We start from the raw sequence: 16500 nt of genomic DNA, 5'->3' as shown, positions 1-16500 counted from the left end.
CGGGCCACCCGACCGTGCGCCACCCCGGGCGAGCTTGAAGCCATCATTCCAGCCGATCTGCTGCAGTTCTATGAGCGAGATCATCCACAGCTACCGACGCCCCAAACTCGAAGCACAACAAAGCAGCTCACTATTCGGTCACCTAGACCCGCAAGCTTGACGGCCGTCGGGGTTGTCGCCGCCTTGCATTGCCTTCAACGTGATGACGTGCAATCAGCCGGAGAGGCGATGCGATGGCTGATCACTGCGATGCGGAAACGGAAAGCGCAGCCCTGCACCACAAATCTGCTGTGGAGCGGAGGTGTGACGAAGGCCGTACAACTCGCCGCACTTGGCCCTACCCTCAAGCCAAGTGACCAGCTGCGGTACCGCACCGCCACATCTTCGCCAGCTGTTCCAACGCGGAAATCGGCCGATATCAGGCGGTTAGCCAGACGGATGCCGGCCTCCTTGTGGCAGGCATGGTCGTTACCGTTGTCCATTCCGGGCTGTCATCACCGTCAACTCCGCTCGGCGCTAGCCGTGGTAGTCCTGCTCGTGGGCACCCGCGCGACTCTCGACTTCTGCGTTCGGACCATTCGCAGCCCGATCGATGGCCATGGTGTTTCCCGAATACTTCAACTACTGGAAAGGCATGCAGATTGGCATGACATCAACTGCGCCATCAACGCTGTCGCCGACCACCTGAGCGACGTTGAGGTTCCGATTGACTACCACCGACGGCGCGAGCTGGACTATGGGTCCCTGTTGCCTGACAAGACATGGCGGCGCATCTGCCGAGACACTGACACCGCAGCCCAAGGTCCCGCCCGTGCGACGGTCGCCCGTCACTACTTGTATGAGCGCGTATCCGGGTCAACAGTGGAAAGCCAAGCCATCAGCGCAGCTCTACGCACCAAGATTGCAAACTTCCCCTATCACCTGACCCCAGAATTAGCCGATGCACTCGATGAACACGCTGTGGAATTCCTGGCTAGTCAAGGGGTGCGGGGGGAGCCCATCCACTATCAGCCATCGAGCGAGTGCTTTCGGGGCCTACAGTTGCCGGGCGGCAACCCCGACGACACCGATATCGACGGCCTGCATCACCACGTTAGGAACGGACTGACCCTTGGTGATGCCGCGACACAGATCGGCGTCGATCTCGAAGTCGCACGCTATCTCTTGACCCGTTTTCCCGCACCAGTGGCACCGAACCGGGAGTACGGAGCCTACTACCGCGCGAAGCACGCCTATCCGCGGCAGCGATTCATCAAGCAGTACCAAACGCAAGGAAAGAGCTTGCGGGACGTGGCCAAACGAGTTGGGCGTAAGCAGACAAACGATGGTCCGCCTCGCAGAGGAGTACGGTCTTGATCTTCGCAAACCTGGAAGGTCACCCAAAACGACCATCGAACGTGAATGGTTCTACACCGAGTACGTCACTCACGGTCGACCGCTTCCCGACCTCGCACGCGAACAGGGGGTGAGCACCTCAACGATGGCGCGATGGGCCCAAACGCACGCGATACCACTGCGACCTCGCGGTGGTGCCAGGGGTCGCGCACGCCAATCAACCTAACGAGTAGTGGGCTCAATCAGTCTGGGGCACTGAGAAGCTCACTGACCGGTACCCCGAGCGCATCTGCTATGTCAAATAGGCGCTCGTAGAGCAGACCGCGCCGGCCATGTTCGACGTCGATGAGAACGTTGCGGCTGACGCCGGAGGCGAGGGCAAGGCCCTCCTGGGTCATTCCGCGTTGCACCCGTAGGGCTCGGATGCGGCCTCCGACGAGGAGCCGGACGGTCGCCCAATATGCATAGCGGTGTGGGTCTGTTTGCTCTGGACGCGTCGGCACGTCGTCTAGTCAGGGCGAGTCGACCCAGGAAGTCTGCCCTACTAGTAGTACGTTCCAGGAATGGATGTGCTGGAATCCAACTTTGACGGTGAAGAGCACGTCACGGCCTACGCTCTGGATTTACTTGATGAGTTGCGCCTCAACGTGTCGCAATGTCTTCTGGTACTGCGCATCGTGTCCGAGCAGGCGGACCTGGGCTTCGGAGAACTGCAGCAAGCGCTTATATGCGCTCGTGAGGAGGCTAAGCAAGCTTTCGAGGCCGCGAGTGTCGTCCGTCAGGGTGCGAAGTTGAGTGAGAGTTGGGGCAGGGCTTTGTCACGGCCGAAGGCGATCTTCGCTCGCCACAGCGCAGCCGTGCGCGACGGTGCTCCGCGAGTGCAGCCGCTCCGCGGGCTAAGTGATCGTTTCGAGCGCTAGGTATGGCAACTGCCAGCCCTCGATCGTTCTCAAGATTTCGTCGGGAGCCGTCCTATGTGTCAGGCCGCGATCCGGGCCACCGGCTCGCGATGCTCCAGCGCCGTGATCTACCTAGGGGCCGGGGCCTTTGCCACCCACTGCTATTCGCACGCAACCGCATTCGTGGATATCACGCTCAGTGAAGGCCACTGTTCCGTTGGTCGGTGAGCCATCGCGCCGCTGATTGGTGGGCCGCTGCTCCGGTGTGGGGCGAGCCGCGTGCGTCTTGGGCTTGGGGTAGTGCCGGTGGGACGGGCCAGCTGGTGGTCCGCCCCACCGGCGGCTGGTCAGCCGGGCAGGCCGAAGTGCTTGCGCATTGATTCGTCGCAGGTCAGCACGGTGGCATGGGCGTTGGTGGTGATGCGATCGATAATCGCGTCGGCGAGGATCTTCTCCTCCATGCGGTCGTGCCACTGGCCGGGCGGCAGCTGGGTGCAGTAGATCGTCGATGCCGTCTTATGCCGTCGATCGATCAAGGTGTGCAGCTGCTGAATCTGCTGGCGGCTCGGCGTGGTGAGGAACCAGTCATCGATGATCAACAACTCCACCTTGACCAGGGTGTCCAGGCAGCGTTTGCGCTCCCCGGTGCGTTCGGCGATGGTGAGCCGGTCGAACAGTTCACCGGCCGGCAAGTACAGCACACTGCGGTATTGCTGGCAGGCCTTGTTGCCCAGCGCGCAGGCTACATAGGTCTTCCCGGCGCCGGTCGGGCCCTGCAGGATGACGTCCTGACGGTTTTGCAGGTAGTTGCCGACGGCGAGGCGGGCGATCAGCTCGGCATCCACGTTGCGGCCGGGCATGGCTTTGATGTCAGCGATGTCGGCGGCGGGTTGGGCCAGTGCTGCGTGTCGGCGCAGTCGGTGCAGCTTGCTGTTGCGGCGGCGTTCGTATTCCCAGTCGACGGCCATCTTGACCATCTCCGGGCCGGTGGGCGGTTGCGCACCGGTGACGGCGGCGAGGTTCTCGAAGTACTCGGCCATGCCTGACAGGCGCATCGCCTTGAGCCTGTCCAAGGTCTGCACGTCGATCATGATTGGCCCCCGCCCTGGCCGTAGTAGTCGGCGCCGCGCACGAAGCCGGCGTCACCGAGGGACGCCACCGGTGGTGGATCGGCAGGTTCCCACGTGGCCCATAGCTTCTTGATCAGCGTGTAGGACGGTGCCGGTGTCGCGCCCAGCGCCCGGCCACAGGTGTCTTCGAGCCGAGCCGCACCGCCTTGGCGTTTGGCCAATGCCATCACCCCCAAACACGACCGGTAGGACTGCTCGACGATCGTGCGGGAGGCCAGGATCGCCTGGATCGACGCCATGGTGTTCGGGCCGATGGTTGCCGCCCACTGCTCGAAGCGGGCCGGGCTCCAGTCGGCCAGTCGGTGTCGATGCCCGGCAGGCATGTGCTCGGCCACGGTGGCATACCGGCCGCGAACACCTTTGAACCGGACATGGCAGGCCACGCGTTCGGTGCCGACGAAGACCTCCACGGTGCCTGAGGTCAGGCGCACATCCAGACTCTGCCCGATCAGCGTCGATGGCACTGAGTAGAAATTGCGGTCCACTTGAATGTGATAGTTCGGTCCTGCCTTGGCTTTTCGTAGATCCGCTAACTCGAACCGCACCGGCGGCAAGGGATGCAGCAGTGGCTGCTCGTCTCGTAGGAATACGATCTGCCTGGAGTCCTCCCGCTTCTGAAATGGCCGCGCATTGATCGCCTCGACCACATCGAAGAGGGCCTCGTTCAACTCGGCCAGGCCCACGAACCTGCGATCACGCAGCACCGCGGCGACCTGGTTGGCGACGAACCGCACGCTGCCTTCCACGACCGGCTTGTCGCGCGGCCGCTTGACCCTGGCCGGGATGATCGCGGTGCCGTAATGCTCGGCCAGCCCGGCATAAGCCGGGTTCAGCGCCGGTTCGTAGCGGTCGGCCCGCGATACGCCGGTGCGAAGGTTGTCCGGGACCAGCAGTCGGGCCGTGCCGCCAAAAGCCTCGAATGCGTGCACATGCGCATCGATCCACGACACCAGCGTCATATCGGTGAACGCCTCCACATACGTGAAAGCCGAAAACGACAGCGCGGCCACGAACAGCCACGCCTCGGTCGCCGCACCGGTCAGCGGGTCGGCGAAGCTCATCGCATCACCGGCCCAGTCGACCTCGATGGATTCGCCCGGGTGCGCACGATGCGCATCGATGCCCCCGTCGCGGCCACCCAGCGGCGGTACTGTTCGTTGAAGAACGAGTACCGATACGGCACTCCACCGCTGGCCCGGCACGCCGCGACGTACTCATTCCACAACAGCAACAGCGTCACCGACGGGCGCCCGAGTTCGCGGTGCACATGCTCGAAATCCGGCGCCACACGGTCTGAGTCCGGCCTGATCGGTGCGGGCAACAACCGGTGGCGGACCTCGTCAGCAGCGAGGTCCGCCACCTCCCGAAGCCCACGCCGGCCGCAGTTGCGGCTGCGAACACCGACGCCACGGTGTTGCGCGAGCAGCCCAGCACATCGGCGATACCGCGCTGACTCACCCCTTCTGCACGTAGCCGCAGGATCTGTTTGTAGTCGACCATCGAAGGCGACCCCTTTCGTCACGTCCGCGTCCCAATGACGCGGACCGACGAACGGTCGCACCCACAACATCAGCGGCACCACGGCTCATCCGCCACCGGCATAGTGGCTCACCCCGCAACGGAACGATGGCTCACCCAACCCCGGAACAATGGCCCTAACCAGCCGTAATATCCACATTCGAACGGGAGAAGTACCGGGCTCATGCCCAGACTGTCGATGCGCGCCAGTCCACGTCGCATCAGGAGTTACTCGACATCCAGCAACGCGTTGGGGAGGTGATTGCCGACTGTTGGACTCAACGTCGAGAACGCCGGCAGGCGCACCTCGAGGAACTTGCTCGCCTTCCGGTCAAAACCGGGCAGCCATCCGACCTGGGGCGATCATCAACCCCCTGATGCCGCTGCGACTCTGGGTCCCAGATAACGGAGCCCATGCGCGGACGCCAGAAGTTCGCGGCCGTGATCGGGCGCTATCACCAGTGGCCGGCGGCCGTGGGGCGCAATGACAAGCACTCGCTGTCTCCGTGGCATACATTGTCCTGCCAACCGCGTACCAACTACGCGGCGGTCCTGCCAGAATGCGTGAATGATTCCCAGCTGTGGTGCCGCGGTCGTCAACTGGCTGAGGCGTGGAGCAAGTTGCCGATGAAGACACCGGCTGGCTGGTATCCCAATCCAGACGGCTCGCCGAGCGAGCGCTATTGGGACGGTGGCAGGTGGACCAACGATCAACGAACACCCCGGACTTCAGCCCCAGGGGCTCACACGAGATACTCCGACCCGCCTCACGCCCGGGTGAATCATCACCCCCGTACGCAGGCAATCCACACGTAGGGGGACCACACGACCGACGCCAGACCGTCGGCTCCGGACATCTGGGACACTGGCCGCCGCAGCCTGGACCTGTTGAGCGGGGAAGTAATCGGTGGATGATCGGAGTGGCGATTTTCGCTGTTGCCCTATGCCTGGCGTTGACGTCGTTTGCCGAGTGGGGGCGGCTGAGCTACGCAGCCTCTGACGGCGGGTATGGGTCGCTCAAGGTGTCCGCGACCTTGTCGGGCTTCGGTGGAGTATCGGTAGACGTGCCGGGCATCAAGGATTCGACCGAGCGCGGGTTTGTGGAACATCGAGAAGCATCTGCGCTGGAGGCTGAAGGGCCTAATGCGCCAGGAGTTGCAGCGTTGGCCTTGGGTTTGCTGATGGCGGGATCGGCGTGGCTGTTTCTACAGAACCGACATCGGTTGCGGGCCATGATCGTGATCGTTGTAGCGGCCGCAACAAGCTTGATCAACGGCCTCTGGCGAATGGTAGATGTGCGCGGCATGTTCAACGATCCAGCGGACTGGTCTACTGCTCACTACTCGGCAGGGTTCGGGCTTGTGGCGGCGACGGTCGCTGCATTCGCGCTTATGGGACTTGGTATTACAGCGGTTGTCTTGGAACGACGCAGCGACTCTTCTCCGCGCGCCGAGTAGCCAGATGAACCGACGATCGCCGCGGCATAGACCTGCGGTCCGCCGTTCGGAAATCGTTACCGGTTGCATTCCGGCGCCAAGAAGCTCGCCACAGCTGGCCAGTGACGTAGGGCGTTTCCACCGCGTCCCGCTGTGCCCTCCTGCCCCCGGGACGAGGTCGCGGGCTCATTGGGCCGAGGTGTGAATCACACGGCTGTACAGCCAGCGCCGGGCAGTTCGGCAGTGTTCTGTGTGATCCAGTTGGCGGGATTGTTGAGGATGCTAGTGGCAGTGGCGAAAGTTCCGTCGTCGGGTTCGGTCGCGATCGCGAGCCCGAGGGCGCCGGTTTCAGTTTGGTAGACGCCGATTTGACGGGCGAGGTAGTTGCCGTCGGGGTCAGGTCCCCAGCCGCCTTTGGTGGCCGCGTTGTCGAGGGCAGCCAGTCCCCATTGCTGTCCGGAGGCGATGTTGCGCATCTGGGCAAGCACGGGATCGGCATCGGGAATGCATGGCAACGTCCAGGCGAATCGAGCGGCGTCGGCTTGAGGCCAGATTGTTTGACCGTAGGGACTGTAGGGCGGCCTGATTTGTTCGGCTTGGACGTAGACGTCGGGGTTGGCGCCATCGGTGAGGACCTGGTGCACGGCCGCGGCCGCGGCGGCGGGGTCGCCGAGGGAGGCCCAGAGTTCATCGGCGGCGGCGTTGTCAGATGCGGTGATCGCCCGTTCGATCAAACTGGCGGTGTTGGGGTCGTGTCGGGTGGCGGCGATGGCTAGGCGCCCAAGCAATGTGTTTTGCTGGGGTTGCACGGGACGGCGCCGTAGGCGTTCACGATGCGCAGGTATCTGTTGGGTGGGCCCATGCGCCAGTATTCGGTTAGCACGTTGTAGGTGAACAGGCAGCTCGTAGCAGTGCTGCCGCGGCCGGCGCGGCTGCCGGGACCGGTGTGGTTGGGGTGGTCGATGCCGGCGTCGCAGCGGTGGTGGCTGGCGTCGGCGCCGGTGACGATCGGCGGCGGGGTGGAGGCCCAGTTCGTGGTGGGATCAGCCGCCACGGTGGGCGTCGGCAGAGGCGCCGGGGTATGGGTGGTCAGCGGTGGTTGTGCAGACGGCGTACTCGGGCCGGATCGATTGGCTGAGGTCACACCGATCACGAGTCCGATCGCCAACAGCAGTGCGGCGACGCCGGCCGCGCCGAGGCCGATCATCGGCCAATTGGGACCCGTGGCGGTCGGGACTGGCGGCTGGGCCGCCGTGTCGGCTGCCGGCGGTGGCGATGATGCTGCGCGGGTGTGAACGTCGGTGGCCGCCAGTACGACTGGACCTGCCATGGTTTCTAGCTGATCGGCCGGTATCGGTGAGGCTGGGGCGACGGTCAGGGCGCGCCCGGCGGCGCGTGCCAAGGCGCCGGCGGTGCCATAGCGTTCGTCAGGTTCCTTGGCCATGCCCCGGGTAATGACCGGATCGAACGCCGACAGAGCCGAGCTGGGCCGGGATGGTTGGGGTGGCGCGCTGCTCAGGTGTGCATTGAGCAGGTGTTGCATGCTGACGGTGCCAAACGGGCGGTCGCCGGTGAGGGTTTCATACAGCACGCAGGCCAGGGCGTAGATGTCAGAGGCGGCGGCGGTGGGTTCGCCGTTGAGTCGTTCGGGGGCCATGTAGGCCATGGATCCGACGGTCATGCCGGCTTTGGTGATGTGGTCTTCTCCAACGCGTTCAGCGATGCCGAAGTCGAGCAGGTAGGCGAAGTCAGTGCCCCCCGTAACGATGATGTTCTCGGGCTTGACGTCTCGGTGAAACAGCCCAGTTTTGTGAGCGTCATCGAGCGCGGTGGCAACCTGGCCGATGATGTGCACCGCGCGCTCGGGATCCAGCGGCCCGACAGCGATCAGTTCGCGCAGGGTGGCGCCGCGGACCAGCCGCATATCGATGTACAGCGAGCCGTCGATTTCGCCCCAGTCGTGGATCGGGATGATGTGGGGTTCTTGCAATTCGGCCGCTGCGTGGGCTTCGCGGGTGAAGCGGGTACGGTATTCGGGGTCTTGGGAGTACTCGTCGGCGAGGATCTTCAGCGCGACGAGGCGCTTCTTTTTGGTGTCGCGAGCCTGGTAGACCGATCCCATCCCGCCTTTGCCCAGCAGACTAATGATCTCGTAGACGCCGAATTGGGTGCCGACCCGTTTGTCCAGCGCACTCATCATTCCCCCGAAAGTTCTACCGATCGCTCCGCGGGATTGTACGACTTTGCAGGCGAATCGCGGGGGCATGTGGTTGAAGTTGGACCGCTCGCGATAAACGGGCTGGCGCCTCAGCCACGACATCCGAATGCCGTGTTGAGCCAGTGTTTTTCGCAGGCAGGCAGGCAGGCAGGCGCTATGCGCTTGTTCGTTTGGAGGTCAGCGGAATTGGGCCGGATACGCCACTGCCCGGCGGACAAACCTGCGCTCCCGTAGACATGCTTGGAGTGGGCAAACAGTATTGGCTTTGGGCGGAGGTCAGAAATTGGTGGCTTGGTAGCTGTTGCGGGGGTTGTATCGTGAAAAGGCGCATTCACCGGATTGCTGTTGGGTGCGCGATCGTTATGCGGGAGGGGTAGATGATGGGAGACCATCTGGGAGTCGATCCAGTCGACCTGCACATGTCGTCGGATCACATGGATATGCACCATGCCGACTTATCGGCTGCTCACGCGGCCGCAGATGCTGATATCGAGGCCGCACAGTCGGGGTGGGTGGGGGCATCCGCTGCGGCGTTACGTGCGAAGTTTGCCGAGTGGCAGGCCGCATCGCAGGAGATGCAGGCCGGCGTCGCTGCCCACGGCACAGCTTTTCGTGCGGCGGCCCATGGTTACACGACCGTGGATACCGAAAGTTCAAAAACCATCCAAAAGAGCTCAGAAGCTATCGAAAAACAGCTCTGATGGGCCTTACCCTTGCCGACATCGAGCGTTGGGATGCCTCGACACTTCGGGAAGTCGCTACTGCGCTCGGTAAGCGTGGTGCCAGCGCCAACGACGTCCGTTCCGGTTTGACAAAACTCCCGCTCATCGAAAGTTGGCAGGGCGGTGGTGGAGACGCGGCCCGTGCCTCATTGGACAAACTGAGCGCTTACCTCGCCTCCCATGGCGAGGAAATGGCCAGAGTCTCGTCGGCGACCAGGTCCAGCGCCGACGAGATCGAAGGCGTCAAATCAGCACTGCACCGCATCTACGAGGACGCCCGCAACGAAGGGTTCAGCATCGACCCCGTGTCCGGGGAAGTAACTGCTACCGACCAGTCGAAGGTTGGCGATCCTGTATATGCGTTGCAACAGGCGGACCTTGAAGTGCGGATCAAGGACCTGCTCGTCGCAGCAGATGAAGCGGACGACGGCTTGGCGAAGGCCATCACGGATGCGGGTGGGCATTCGGCTGGCACCGATCCGCCCGATGTGCGTGATGCCCTTGCCAAGCCGGTTCCCGATGATCCAAACCAGTTCCATGACTTTTGGGAGGGTCTGACGCCAGAAGAGCGTGACGCGCTCTATCAGCGGGACCCCACCATCGCCAACCACAACGGTATGCCTGGCGTCGACCAGGATTACTACAACCGCCAGACGTTGGACCGCGAACTGCCCCGGGCGCAGGCTGCCCAGGACCGCGTCGATGCCCTCAAGGCGCAGCACCCGGACTGGGCTGACGGCAAGAACATCCCGCCCCCTAATGAGCCCGGCGCGATCTTCGCTGACCGGCCTAAGTATGAGGCGTGGCAGCGCGAACTAAACGACGCCCAGAACGGCGCCAAGTACCTGCCGGACCTGCAGGCCATCGATAGGGCCGTCCGCGACAACCCCGAACGCAAACTGATGCTGCTGGACACCAAATCCGGCCAGCAAGTACACGCTGCCATCGCCGTGGGAGATCCCGACACTGCCGATCATGTCTCGGTGACGGCTCCGGGCCTGAACTCTAGCGTTCATGGCTCCATTGAGGGCATGGCCAATGAGGCCATGAACATGCGTAAGGAAGCGCTTGACCAACTCGATCTGGCCAAACGTAGTGACGAGACCGTCGCCGCCATCGCGTGGGTTGGTTACGACATGCCGCAGGTTCCCGGGTGGGATCAGTTGGGTGCGTCGGCAGAGGGCTTCTGGGATGTCTCGCATGACGATATGGCCCGCGCCGGAGCTCACGATTTGGCCGGGTTTTACGACGGCCTCGATGCTGCGCGTCAGGGTCCGCTGGATCTCACTGCGATCGGGCACTCCTACGGTTCGCTCACCACGGGACTGGCCTTGCAGGAATCTGGTGACCACGGTGTCGACAACGTCTTGTTCTACGGTTCGCCCGGTATCGAAGCGTCCACACCGCAAGACTTGCACATGCAACCCGGCCACGTATTCGCGATGGAGGCTCCCGATGACCCCATCCAAAAGGTGTATGACACCAGGGCCATCATGCAGGGCTTCCCGATACTCGGCACGTACCTCAACAACGAATTCGGTGACTTCGGACCAAATCCGGCCACCAACCCCAATTTCACCCAGCTCTCCACCGCGCCCACCACTTTGCCAATGCCTGATGGCCGCACGCTGGAAGGGGTGAGCGGTCCGCACGCGCACAGCCAGTACCCTCAAATGGGCGACAGTCAGCAGCTCCGCATCACCGGCTACAACATCGCTGCCGTCGTGGCAGGCACAACACCGATTCCGGACAAGTGAGCACAGCGCCTATGACCTTGAACCGCACCGTCCGCCACCAACTCAGCGTTATCACGTGCTTCGCGTCGGTTGCGCTACTAGGGACAGGATGTCACGTGAGCAATCCATACAAGCCCACCGACGCCGGCCAAGCTAGCCAAGCAGCTGACGCGCTGAAAACCCTGCCGTCACTTGAAGACACACACACGCAAGTGGAGTCCGCGATTATCAAGCTCGGCCAGCAGATCACCGCCATCGCTCCGTCAGTGACCTGGGAATGGCGACGTACGGACAGCAGAGGCGGCTGCAATCCACCGTACGAGCAATCAGACGGGCAACTGATACTGCTACGAAACTACGTATCTGACACCCCAATTCCCGAGCACAACTGGAAGCAAGCTCTCGATCTGGCGCAACAAGCAGCCTCTTCGTTGGGCGCAACCGAGCTCACCGTGTTCAAGGACCACCCCAACAATCACGACCTGCAATTCACCAGCGACACCGGGACGACGCTGCGCTTTGGATCCCAAGCCGCAGCGCTGATCACCGGCAGCACCGGGTGCCGACTGCCAAGCAAAATCAGGTAGCGGCCTCAATATCGTCTGCAGTGCGCGTGACGCTCACCAGATTGGCGCTGGCGCCTATCCCGCTCTGTCACTGGCCTGCCTCGATAGCAGCGACCTTGGTGGCGGCTTCTTCTCCGCAGAGGCGTTGCAGGTCGACCGGTCCTGCGGCGAGCAGGGCATCGATACGTGTATGCAGATCCCCTGAGGTGAGGTGGGAGTAGAGGTTAGCGCCGGGGCAGGCGGTGTCGGCGAAGTCTCGATGCCCGCCGAGGGTGCCGCTGGCCAGGTGGAACTGTTGGGCAGCCCAGGCGAACGCCGTTGCAGCACCGTTGAGTTGAGTATCGGAGGCGGTCTCCTGGTCGAAGTCACCCTCGCAGAGAACCAGGAAGTGTCCCGCTGGGTCATAGTTGGTTGCGGTGTCGCCAGCGAATTCCGGGCTGCGCAATTCGTAGATGTTGCCGTTGCGGTCAACGCCGACGTGGTAGGCGATGTCGATCCATCCCCGGTCGTCTGGTGGTACTGCTGATGCTGACGTAATCGGCTGGGGGCATTGCGGTTGTCACCGAGGACAACGGCGGTGTGGTGCAGCGTCATTCGGGTAATGGTGTGCAGACGTCCACCGGTTCTGGCCGGTGCCGCGCCCCAGGCTTGACGGCAGATCTCCACCATCGGCTGTCCGCCGGCCGTGGCGGCGGGTGGGCCAGGCTCCAGCGGCAGCGGACTGACCGCGATCGGTTCTGGCGGCAACGCCGGTGCGGTGTTAGTGGGTTGCGCGGTGGGCGTCGAAGTCGATTCGGTACTGCCAGCGCAAGCACCGAGCGTTGCGGCCAATCCGAGGCTGCCACTGAGCTGGAGCAGCCGCCGCCGACTCAGAGCGTCAAGCCGCGGCCCGCATCCGCGACTGGGCTGCATCTCCATCGTCGTCACGATACGCAGCAACTCAGGACGCCAGGGGCTCGTTGGCAAAACTGACCCGCATCCGGAACGGAGGGAATCACTCACGATGATGGGCCGTAAAAGGCCTGATCAACTCGGTGGAGCTGGGTAATATGCGCCCATGTCGATTGCCGAAGGGCAGGTGTTCGCCGGCTACCGCATCCTGCGATTGCTGGGAACCGGGGGAATGGGCGAGGTCTATCTCGCGCAACACCCACGGCTGCCCCGGCAGGAGGCGCTGAAAATTTTGCCATCGGCAGTCAGCGCGGACCCGCAGTTTCGTGCTCGATTCGCTCGCGAGGCCGACATCGCCGCGACGTTATGGCATCCGCACATCGTGGCCGTCCACGACCGCGGCGAGGACGACGGCCAACTATGGATCACGATGGACTACGTCGAAGGCAAAGACGCCGCGGAACTCCTGCGGAACCGCTACCCGCACGGGATGCCACCCGCTGAAGCATTCGAAATCGTGTCAGCGATCGCCGAAGCGCTCGACTACGCCCACGAACGGTATCTGCTCCATCGCGACGTCAAACCCGCCAACATTCTGCTCACCGACAAGCGTCAAGAAGATCGACGAATCCTGTTGGCCGACTTTGGTATTGCCCGTGATACCTTCGACAGTGGCGGATTGACCGCCACCAATGTGACGGTGGGCTCGGTCGCCTACGCTGCCCCCGAACAACTCACCGGTCAGCCGCTGGACGGTCATGCGGACCAGTACGCGCTGGCCGCCACCGCGTTTCACCTGCTCACCGGAACCGTACCGTTCTCCAATACTAACCCGGCGGTGGTGATCGGCAATCATCTGTCCTCACCACCTCCGAGGATTGCCTCCATCCGGCCCGACCTTGGCGACATCGATGACGTGCTTGGCAAAGCGATGGCCAAAGAACCACACCAACGGTTCGAGACATGCCGCGCCTTCGCCACCGCGCTTACCGGACGCGGGGCCCGCGCCGCTGGTCCCGGCGCCATCACCCAGCACGCAGTTCCAACATCGGCCGCACCAACCATGTACGCGCTCCCAGCGGCTCCGGCGCCGGAACCAGTTGTCCGTGAGGAGCACTCGTCACGGCGATGGGCGCTAATTACTGGAGCTGTCGCTGCCGGACTGCTCGCAGTCGGGCTGGTTGCGTTCCTTGGTGCTCGACTGGGCCAGCCATCTCCGCCCGCCGCACAACCTCAACCGACGGCCTCACCGTGGCCGGAAACCATCGACCCCCCATCTCAGCCGCCAACTGCTAGTGAGACCCCAACGCCGGCGACCCCGACTCGACTGCCCCCCGTGCCGACACCGCCGCCACCGACCACCACGCCTCCGGTACCGGCGACACGCTCCGGTGATTTGGGGCTGCGCCAGCCCATAAGCCGTCCAGCCTGCAACGGCCAATACATCGTCATCTTGGGCTCAGTCACCACCCCAGGCCTGTATGAGGCTGGGGTACAACGTCTTTTGGATGCCCACCCGGGTGCTTTCTATCTGCGCACCGACCAAACTTGTCCTTCGTTGCGCGCCGCGACGGAAGACGGAAACCCGATATACGCGGTGTTCGTCCCCGGCGGAAGTACTCAAGACCAGATGTGCGCCAAAGTGCAAGCCTACGGTGGTGACGCTTATGGCAAGGTGCTGGATTACGTCACCGACCCCGGATTTCCTTTCCGCTGCTGAATCGCAACCGGCTCATGATGGTTGGGAGCCCCCGATTGTTCCAACAGCGCGGGGCGTAGCTTGTCCCACACTTGATGTGGGTCAGACCACCTCGCCTGTCCCTCCTGCTCCTAGCGTCTGACCGCGGTATAGTCCGCGAATTTCTGTCCCATGCCAAGCGGCATTGCAGGATCGAATACGCAGACAGCCAGCGGCCCTGGCGAATCTCGGGACTTCGGAAGGGGCCGTGATTCTCGGCAGCGAGCCGACGCCTATCGCGCAGACAGATTCCGTGATTCATAATGAATCAGGAGGTGCAAAAATGTCGCCCGAAACCCCGATCCAGACCGCCGCCCAGAAACGACTCGCAGCCAAAGCTGCACGTCAACGAGTCTGCGAACGCGAGCTGGAACGAGAGATCTATGACGCTGCGGTGGTCCAAGGCCTCACCCAGCGGCAGATCAGCGAACTGGTCGCAAGTCAGTCTCAAGCGACCATCCAACGAATTTTGCGTCGCATCGCCGATGACCCAACCATGCTCGACGTGAAACCTGCCGAGATCATCGACCAGCGCACGGCCGGCATCATCACCACTCAGCAGATGATGGAAAGGCTCTTAGGCTGGAGTTACAGCGTTGGCCGGGTAGTCCGAATCAATGGCGTCGCCACCGACTCGTACATCGCCGGCGACTGGGATTCCATCGAAACTGCCTTCTACCGAGGCCAACTCACCGGAGACGAGTTTCAACGGCTGGCTGACCGCCAACCCCACGCCGACACCCGGTGAGCTATGCGTCCAAGTTGCCGACCAACTGGACACATTCCCGGCACCCCTGGACCTCTGTACTGCAATCCCGACGAACGGGCTAATCACTAGTCGCGATCACCGATATCGCGGTGGGCAACCTGTGTAGAAAATTCCGGATGTGAGTGGCCCGTCGCCAAGCAACCTTTGTCGGGCGCGCTTGTCAGTCGGCGGCCGTAGTGTCGGCCCAATGTCGAGGCGTCGTGGGGTTTACCTGGGCGGCCCAACGTTCCCTGATACGCCTGCCGTGCTCGGATCGCGGTCAAGGATCGTCGAAAACCGCGGGTCACACAGTCAAGGGAATGTTGATATCCGGAGCGTAACAAGTCAAGCCGGCTGTCCAGTGCCCGGCATGGGAAACGGGGGGCGAATGGATCGCGACTGTCTTAGAGCCTCGCGGCGTCGACAAGTACCCGTCAGAAGCGCCGGCCATTGTTACACTGCGCTGCAACGAGTGAGGCGAGAGCCGAAAATGGTCGGGGGATCAGGGTTGAGTAACCAGGACAAGGGGTCTCCCGGCGGGCTTCCTGTATCTGTGATGGAGCCTGGCCGATTCCTCAAATTGTTTTACGACCCCATCGCATACGACATCCAGACCAAGACAAAATTGTATCTGCATATCCTCCGCATTGACGCAGGGGATTTTGACCTCAAGGCACTGTTCAACGAACTATCAAACATCAGTCTGACCTACGTCCTCTCCCGTCAGAATGTAGAAAAGTATCTGGCCGACCCAAGCCGGATGATGGAATTCGCCAATAAGGTGCGTTCGCAGTTCAAGCCGCCCGATCCTAACGCAGGTGAGGGCGGAGAGCTGTTGTTGTACTCGTTTCTTGAAGCGCATCTCGGTGCTCCCAAGATACTCTCGAAGATGGAGCTAAAGACATCGACTGCGCACTATATACACGGTTCTGACGGCGTACATCTGCTCGAAGTAGCTCCGGGCGACTACCAGCTCATTTTTGGCGAGTCGAAGATGTACGGAGACGCCAAGGACAGGCCCGGCACGAGTGTCCGGCGCGGATTGAAAGCGGCATTCAAATCTATTGGGGATTTGCACGAAGCTGGGTTAGGGTTCGACACCTGGCTCGTGGAGTCGGAACTCCTCAAAGAAACTCTTGATGCGGAGCAGGTAAAGGCTCTTGCGGCGATTCTGTTGCCCCCTGCGAGCGGCGAAGGCTCTGCGCAGAAGTCGAACGATTTCGGAATCTTCGTCGGCTATGAGCTCGATGTTGTCGCGTATCCGTTCGGGGACCACACCAGAGAGGAAATCGCCCAGTATCTACGCGGTCTTGCTCAAGACCTCATCGCGGCCGAGATCGAAGCGATCAAGGACGAGATCAAGACGCGTGGCCTCGGAGGCTATTGCTTCCACCTCTACGCTGTTCCGTTTCTCAAGCGTCACGTCAACGGCACCGTCAAGGGAATCGAAGATGCCCGGGTTGACCTAGCTACTGAGTTGAGTGGTCGGGCCGAGAATGCCCGGTGAAAGTGCTGCTGACGCGCTCGGCAAACTAATCACAGGCCGGAGGGACTTCAGCCGCA

At 62.5% G+C, this 16500-nt stretch carries 17 protein-coding genes and 1 pseudogene; 10 read left to right on the top strand and 8 right to left on the bottom strand.

Going from position 1 to position 16500, the window contains the following annotated elements:
• Positions 1–537: 537 nt before the first annotated feature.
• A complete protein-coding gene (locus tag G6N07_RS18745; protein WP_133055573.1) occupies positions 538–1356 on the top strand; it encodes a hypothetical protein in 819 nt (272 codons plus the stop codon).
• A 221-nt stretch (positions 1357–1577) separates the two neighbouring features.
• Here the strand turns inward: G6N07_RS18745 and G6N07_RS18740 are convergent, their stop codons facing one another.
• A complete protein-coding gene (locus G6N07_RS18740) occupies positions 1578–1838 on the bottom strand; it encodes a helix-turn-helix domain-containing protein (RefSeq protein ID WP_085192478.1) in 261 nt (86 codons plus the stop codon).
• Between the two features lie 60 nt (positions 1839–1898).
• Between G6N07_RS18740 and G6N07_RS18735 the strand changes: the two genes are divergently transcribed.
• Positions 1899–2255: a hypothetical protein gene (locus G6N07_RS18735; RefSeq protein WP_085192477.1), complete on the top strand. Its 357-nt coding sequence runs from the start codon at positions 1899–1901 to the stop codon at positions 2253–2255.
• A gap of 326 nt (positions 2256–2581) precedes the next feature.
• On the opposite strand, the gene G6N07_RS18730 is transcribed toward G6N07_RS18735, so the two are convergent.
• The 4 genes and pseudogenes from G6N07_RS18730 to G6N07_RS21120 all read right to left on the bottom strand — a co-directional run.
• Positions 2582–3325 carry an ATP-binding protein gene (locus tag G6N07_RS18730; RefSeq protein ID WP_085192476.1) on the bottom strand — a complete coding sequence of 248 codons (744 nt, stop codon included), beginning with the start codon at positions 3323–3325 and terminating at the stop codon, positions 2582–2584.
• Positions 3322–4425 carry an IS21 family transposase gene (gene istA / locus G6N07_RS18725; RefSeq protein ID WP_170301067.1) on the bottom strand — a complete coding sequence of 368 codons (1104 nt, stop codon included), beginning with the start codon at positions 4423–4425 and terminating at the stop codon, positions 3322–3324. Before istA ends, G6N07_RS18730 begins: the two co-directional genes overlap by 4 nt.
• The gene (locus G6N07_RS20605) at positions 4422–4724 is read right to left on the bottom strand and encodes a hypothetical protein (RefSeq protein ID WP_244949038.1); all 303 of its coding nucleotides are present in this window, start codon (positions 4722–4724) and stop codon (positions 4422–4424) included. Before G6N07_RS20605 ends, istA begins: the two co-directional genes overlap by 4 nt.
• A gap of 50 nt (positions 4725–4774) precedes the next feature.
• Positions 4775–4864, bottom strand: a pseudogene (locus G6N07_RS21120) (helix-turn-helix domain-containing protein); the annotation flags it as partial.
• A 432-nt stretch (positions 4865–5296) separates the two neighbouring features.
• Between G6N07_RS21120 and G6N07_RS20820 the strand changes: the two are divergent.
• Complete coding sequence (locus G6N07_RS20820; protein ID WP_109749312.1) at positions 5297–5698, top strand: DUF2510 domain-containing protein; 402 nt, start codon at positions 5297–5299, stop codon at positions 5696–5698.
• Between the two features lie 95 nt (positions 5699–5793).
• On the top strand, positions 5794–6339 hold the full coding sequence (locus G6N07_RS18710) for a hypothetical protein (RefSeq protein WP_085191666.1): 546 nt from the start codon (positions 5794–5796) through the stop codon (positions 6337–6339).
• A 185-nt stretch (positions 6340–6524) separates the two neighbouring features.
• Here G6N07_RS18710 and G6N07_RS18705 read toward each other — a convergent pair whose 3' ends face one another.
• Both G6N07_RS18705 and G6N07_RS18700 read right to left on the bottom strand, forming a co-directional pair.
• On the bottom strand, positions 6525–7106 hold the full coding sequence (locus tag G6N07_RS18705; RefSeq protein WP_133055544.1) for a hypothetical protein: 582 nt from the start codon (positions 7104–7106) through the stop codon (positions 6525–6527).
• Positions 7091–8518, bottom strand: coding sequence for a serine/threonine-protein kinase (locus tag G6N07_RS18700; protein ID WP_235849812.1), 1428 nt, complete (start codon positions 8516–8518; stop codon positions 7091–7093). The genes G6N07_RS18705 and G6N07_RS18700 overlap by 16 nt, the downstream gene beginning before the upstream one ends.
• A 395-nt stretch (positions 8519–8913) precedes the next feature.
• Between G6N07_RS18700 and G6N07_RS18695 the strand changes: the two genes are divergently transcribed.
• The 3 genes from G6N07_RS18695 (at position 8914) to G6N07_RS18685 (ending at position 11581) form a co-directional block, all read left to right on the top strand.
• Complete coding sequence (locus G6N07_RS18695; protein WP_085191669.1) at positions 8914–9237, top strand: WXG100 family type VII secretion target; 324 nt, start codon at positions 8914–8916, stop codon at positions 9235–9237.
• A complete protein-coding gene (locus tag G6N07_RS18690) occupies positions 9237–11015 on the top strand; it encodes an alpha/beta hydrolase (RefSeq protein WP_085191671.1) in 1779 nt (592 codons plus the stop codon). The genes G6N07_RS18695 and G6N07_RS18690 overlap by 1 nt, the downstream gene beginning before the upstream one ends.
• Before the next feature lie 95 nt (positions 11016–11110).
• Positions 11111–11581: an LppA family lipoprotein gene (locus G6N07_RS18685; protein WP_163784275.1), complete on the top strand. Its 471-nt coding sequence runs from the start codon at positions 11111–11113 to the stop codon at positions 11579–11581.
• Positions 11582–11648: 67 nt separating this feature from the next.
• Here the strand turns inward: G6N07_RS18685 and G6N07_RS20600 are convergent, their stop codons facing one another.
• On the bottom strand, positions 11649–12005 hold the full coding sequence (locus G6N07_RS20600) for an N-acetylmuramoyl-L-alanine amidase (RefSeq protein ID WP_235849814.1): 357 nt from the start codon (positions 12003–12005) through the stop codon (positions 11649–11651).
• Between the two features lie 612 nt (positions 12006–12617).
• Between G6N07_RS20600 and G6N07_RS18675 the strand changes: the two genes are divergently transcribed.
• The 3 genes from G6N07_RS18675 to G6N07_RS18665 all read left to right on the top strand — a co-directional run bounded on the left by G6N07_RS18675 (position 12618) and on the right by G6N07_RS18665 (position 16444).
• The gene (locus tag G6N07_RS18675; protein WP_085191675.1) at positions 12618–14171 is read left to right on the top strand and encodes a serine/threonine-protein kinase; all 1554 of its coding nucleotides are present in this window, start codon (positions 12618–12620) and stop codon (positions 14169–14171) included.
• Positions 14172–14397: 226 nt separating this feature from the next.
• Positions 14398–14937, top strand: coding sequence for a winged helix-turn-helix domain-containing protein (locus G6N07_RS18670; RefSeq protein ID WP_372507534.1), 540 nt, complete (start codon positions 14398–14400; stop codon positions 14935–14937).
• Between the two features lie 508 nt (positions 14938–15445).
• On the top strand, positions 15446–16444 hold the full coding sequence (locus G6N07_RS18665; protein WP_163784274.1) for a HamA C-terminal domain-containing protein: 999 nt from the start codon (positions 15446–15448) through the stop codon (positions 16442–16444).
• Positions 16445–16500: the final 56 nt, after the last annotated feature.

Source organism: Mycolicibacterium doricum, assembly GCF_010728155.1.
Classification (GTDB): Bacteria; Actinomycetota; Actinomycetes; order Mycobacteriales; family Mycobacteriaceae; genus Mycobacterium; species Mycobacterium doricum.
This window is presented reverse-complemented; position numbering and strand designations above follow the sequence as displayed.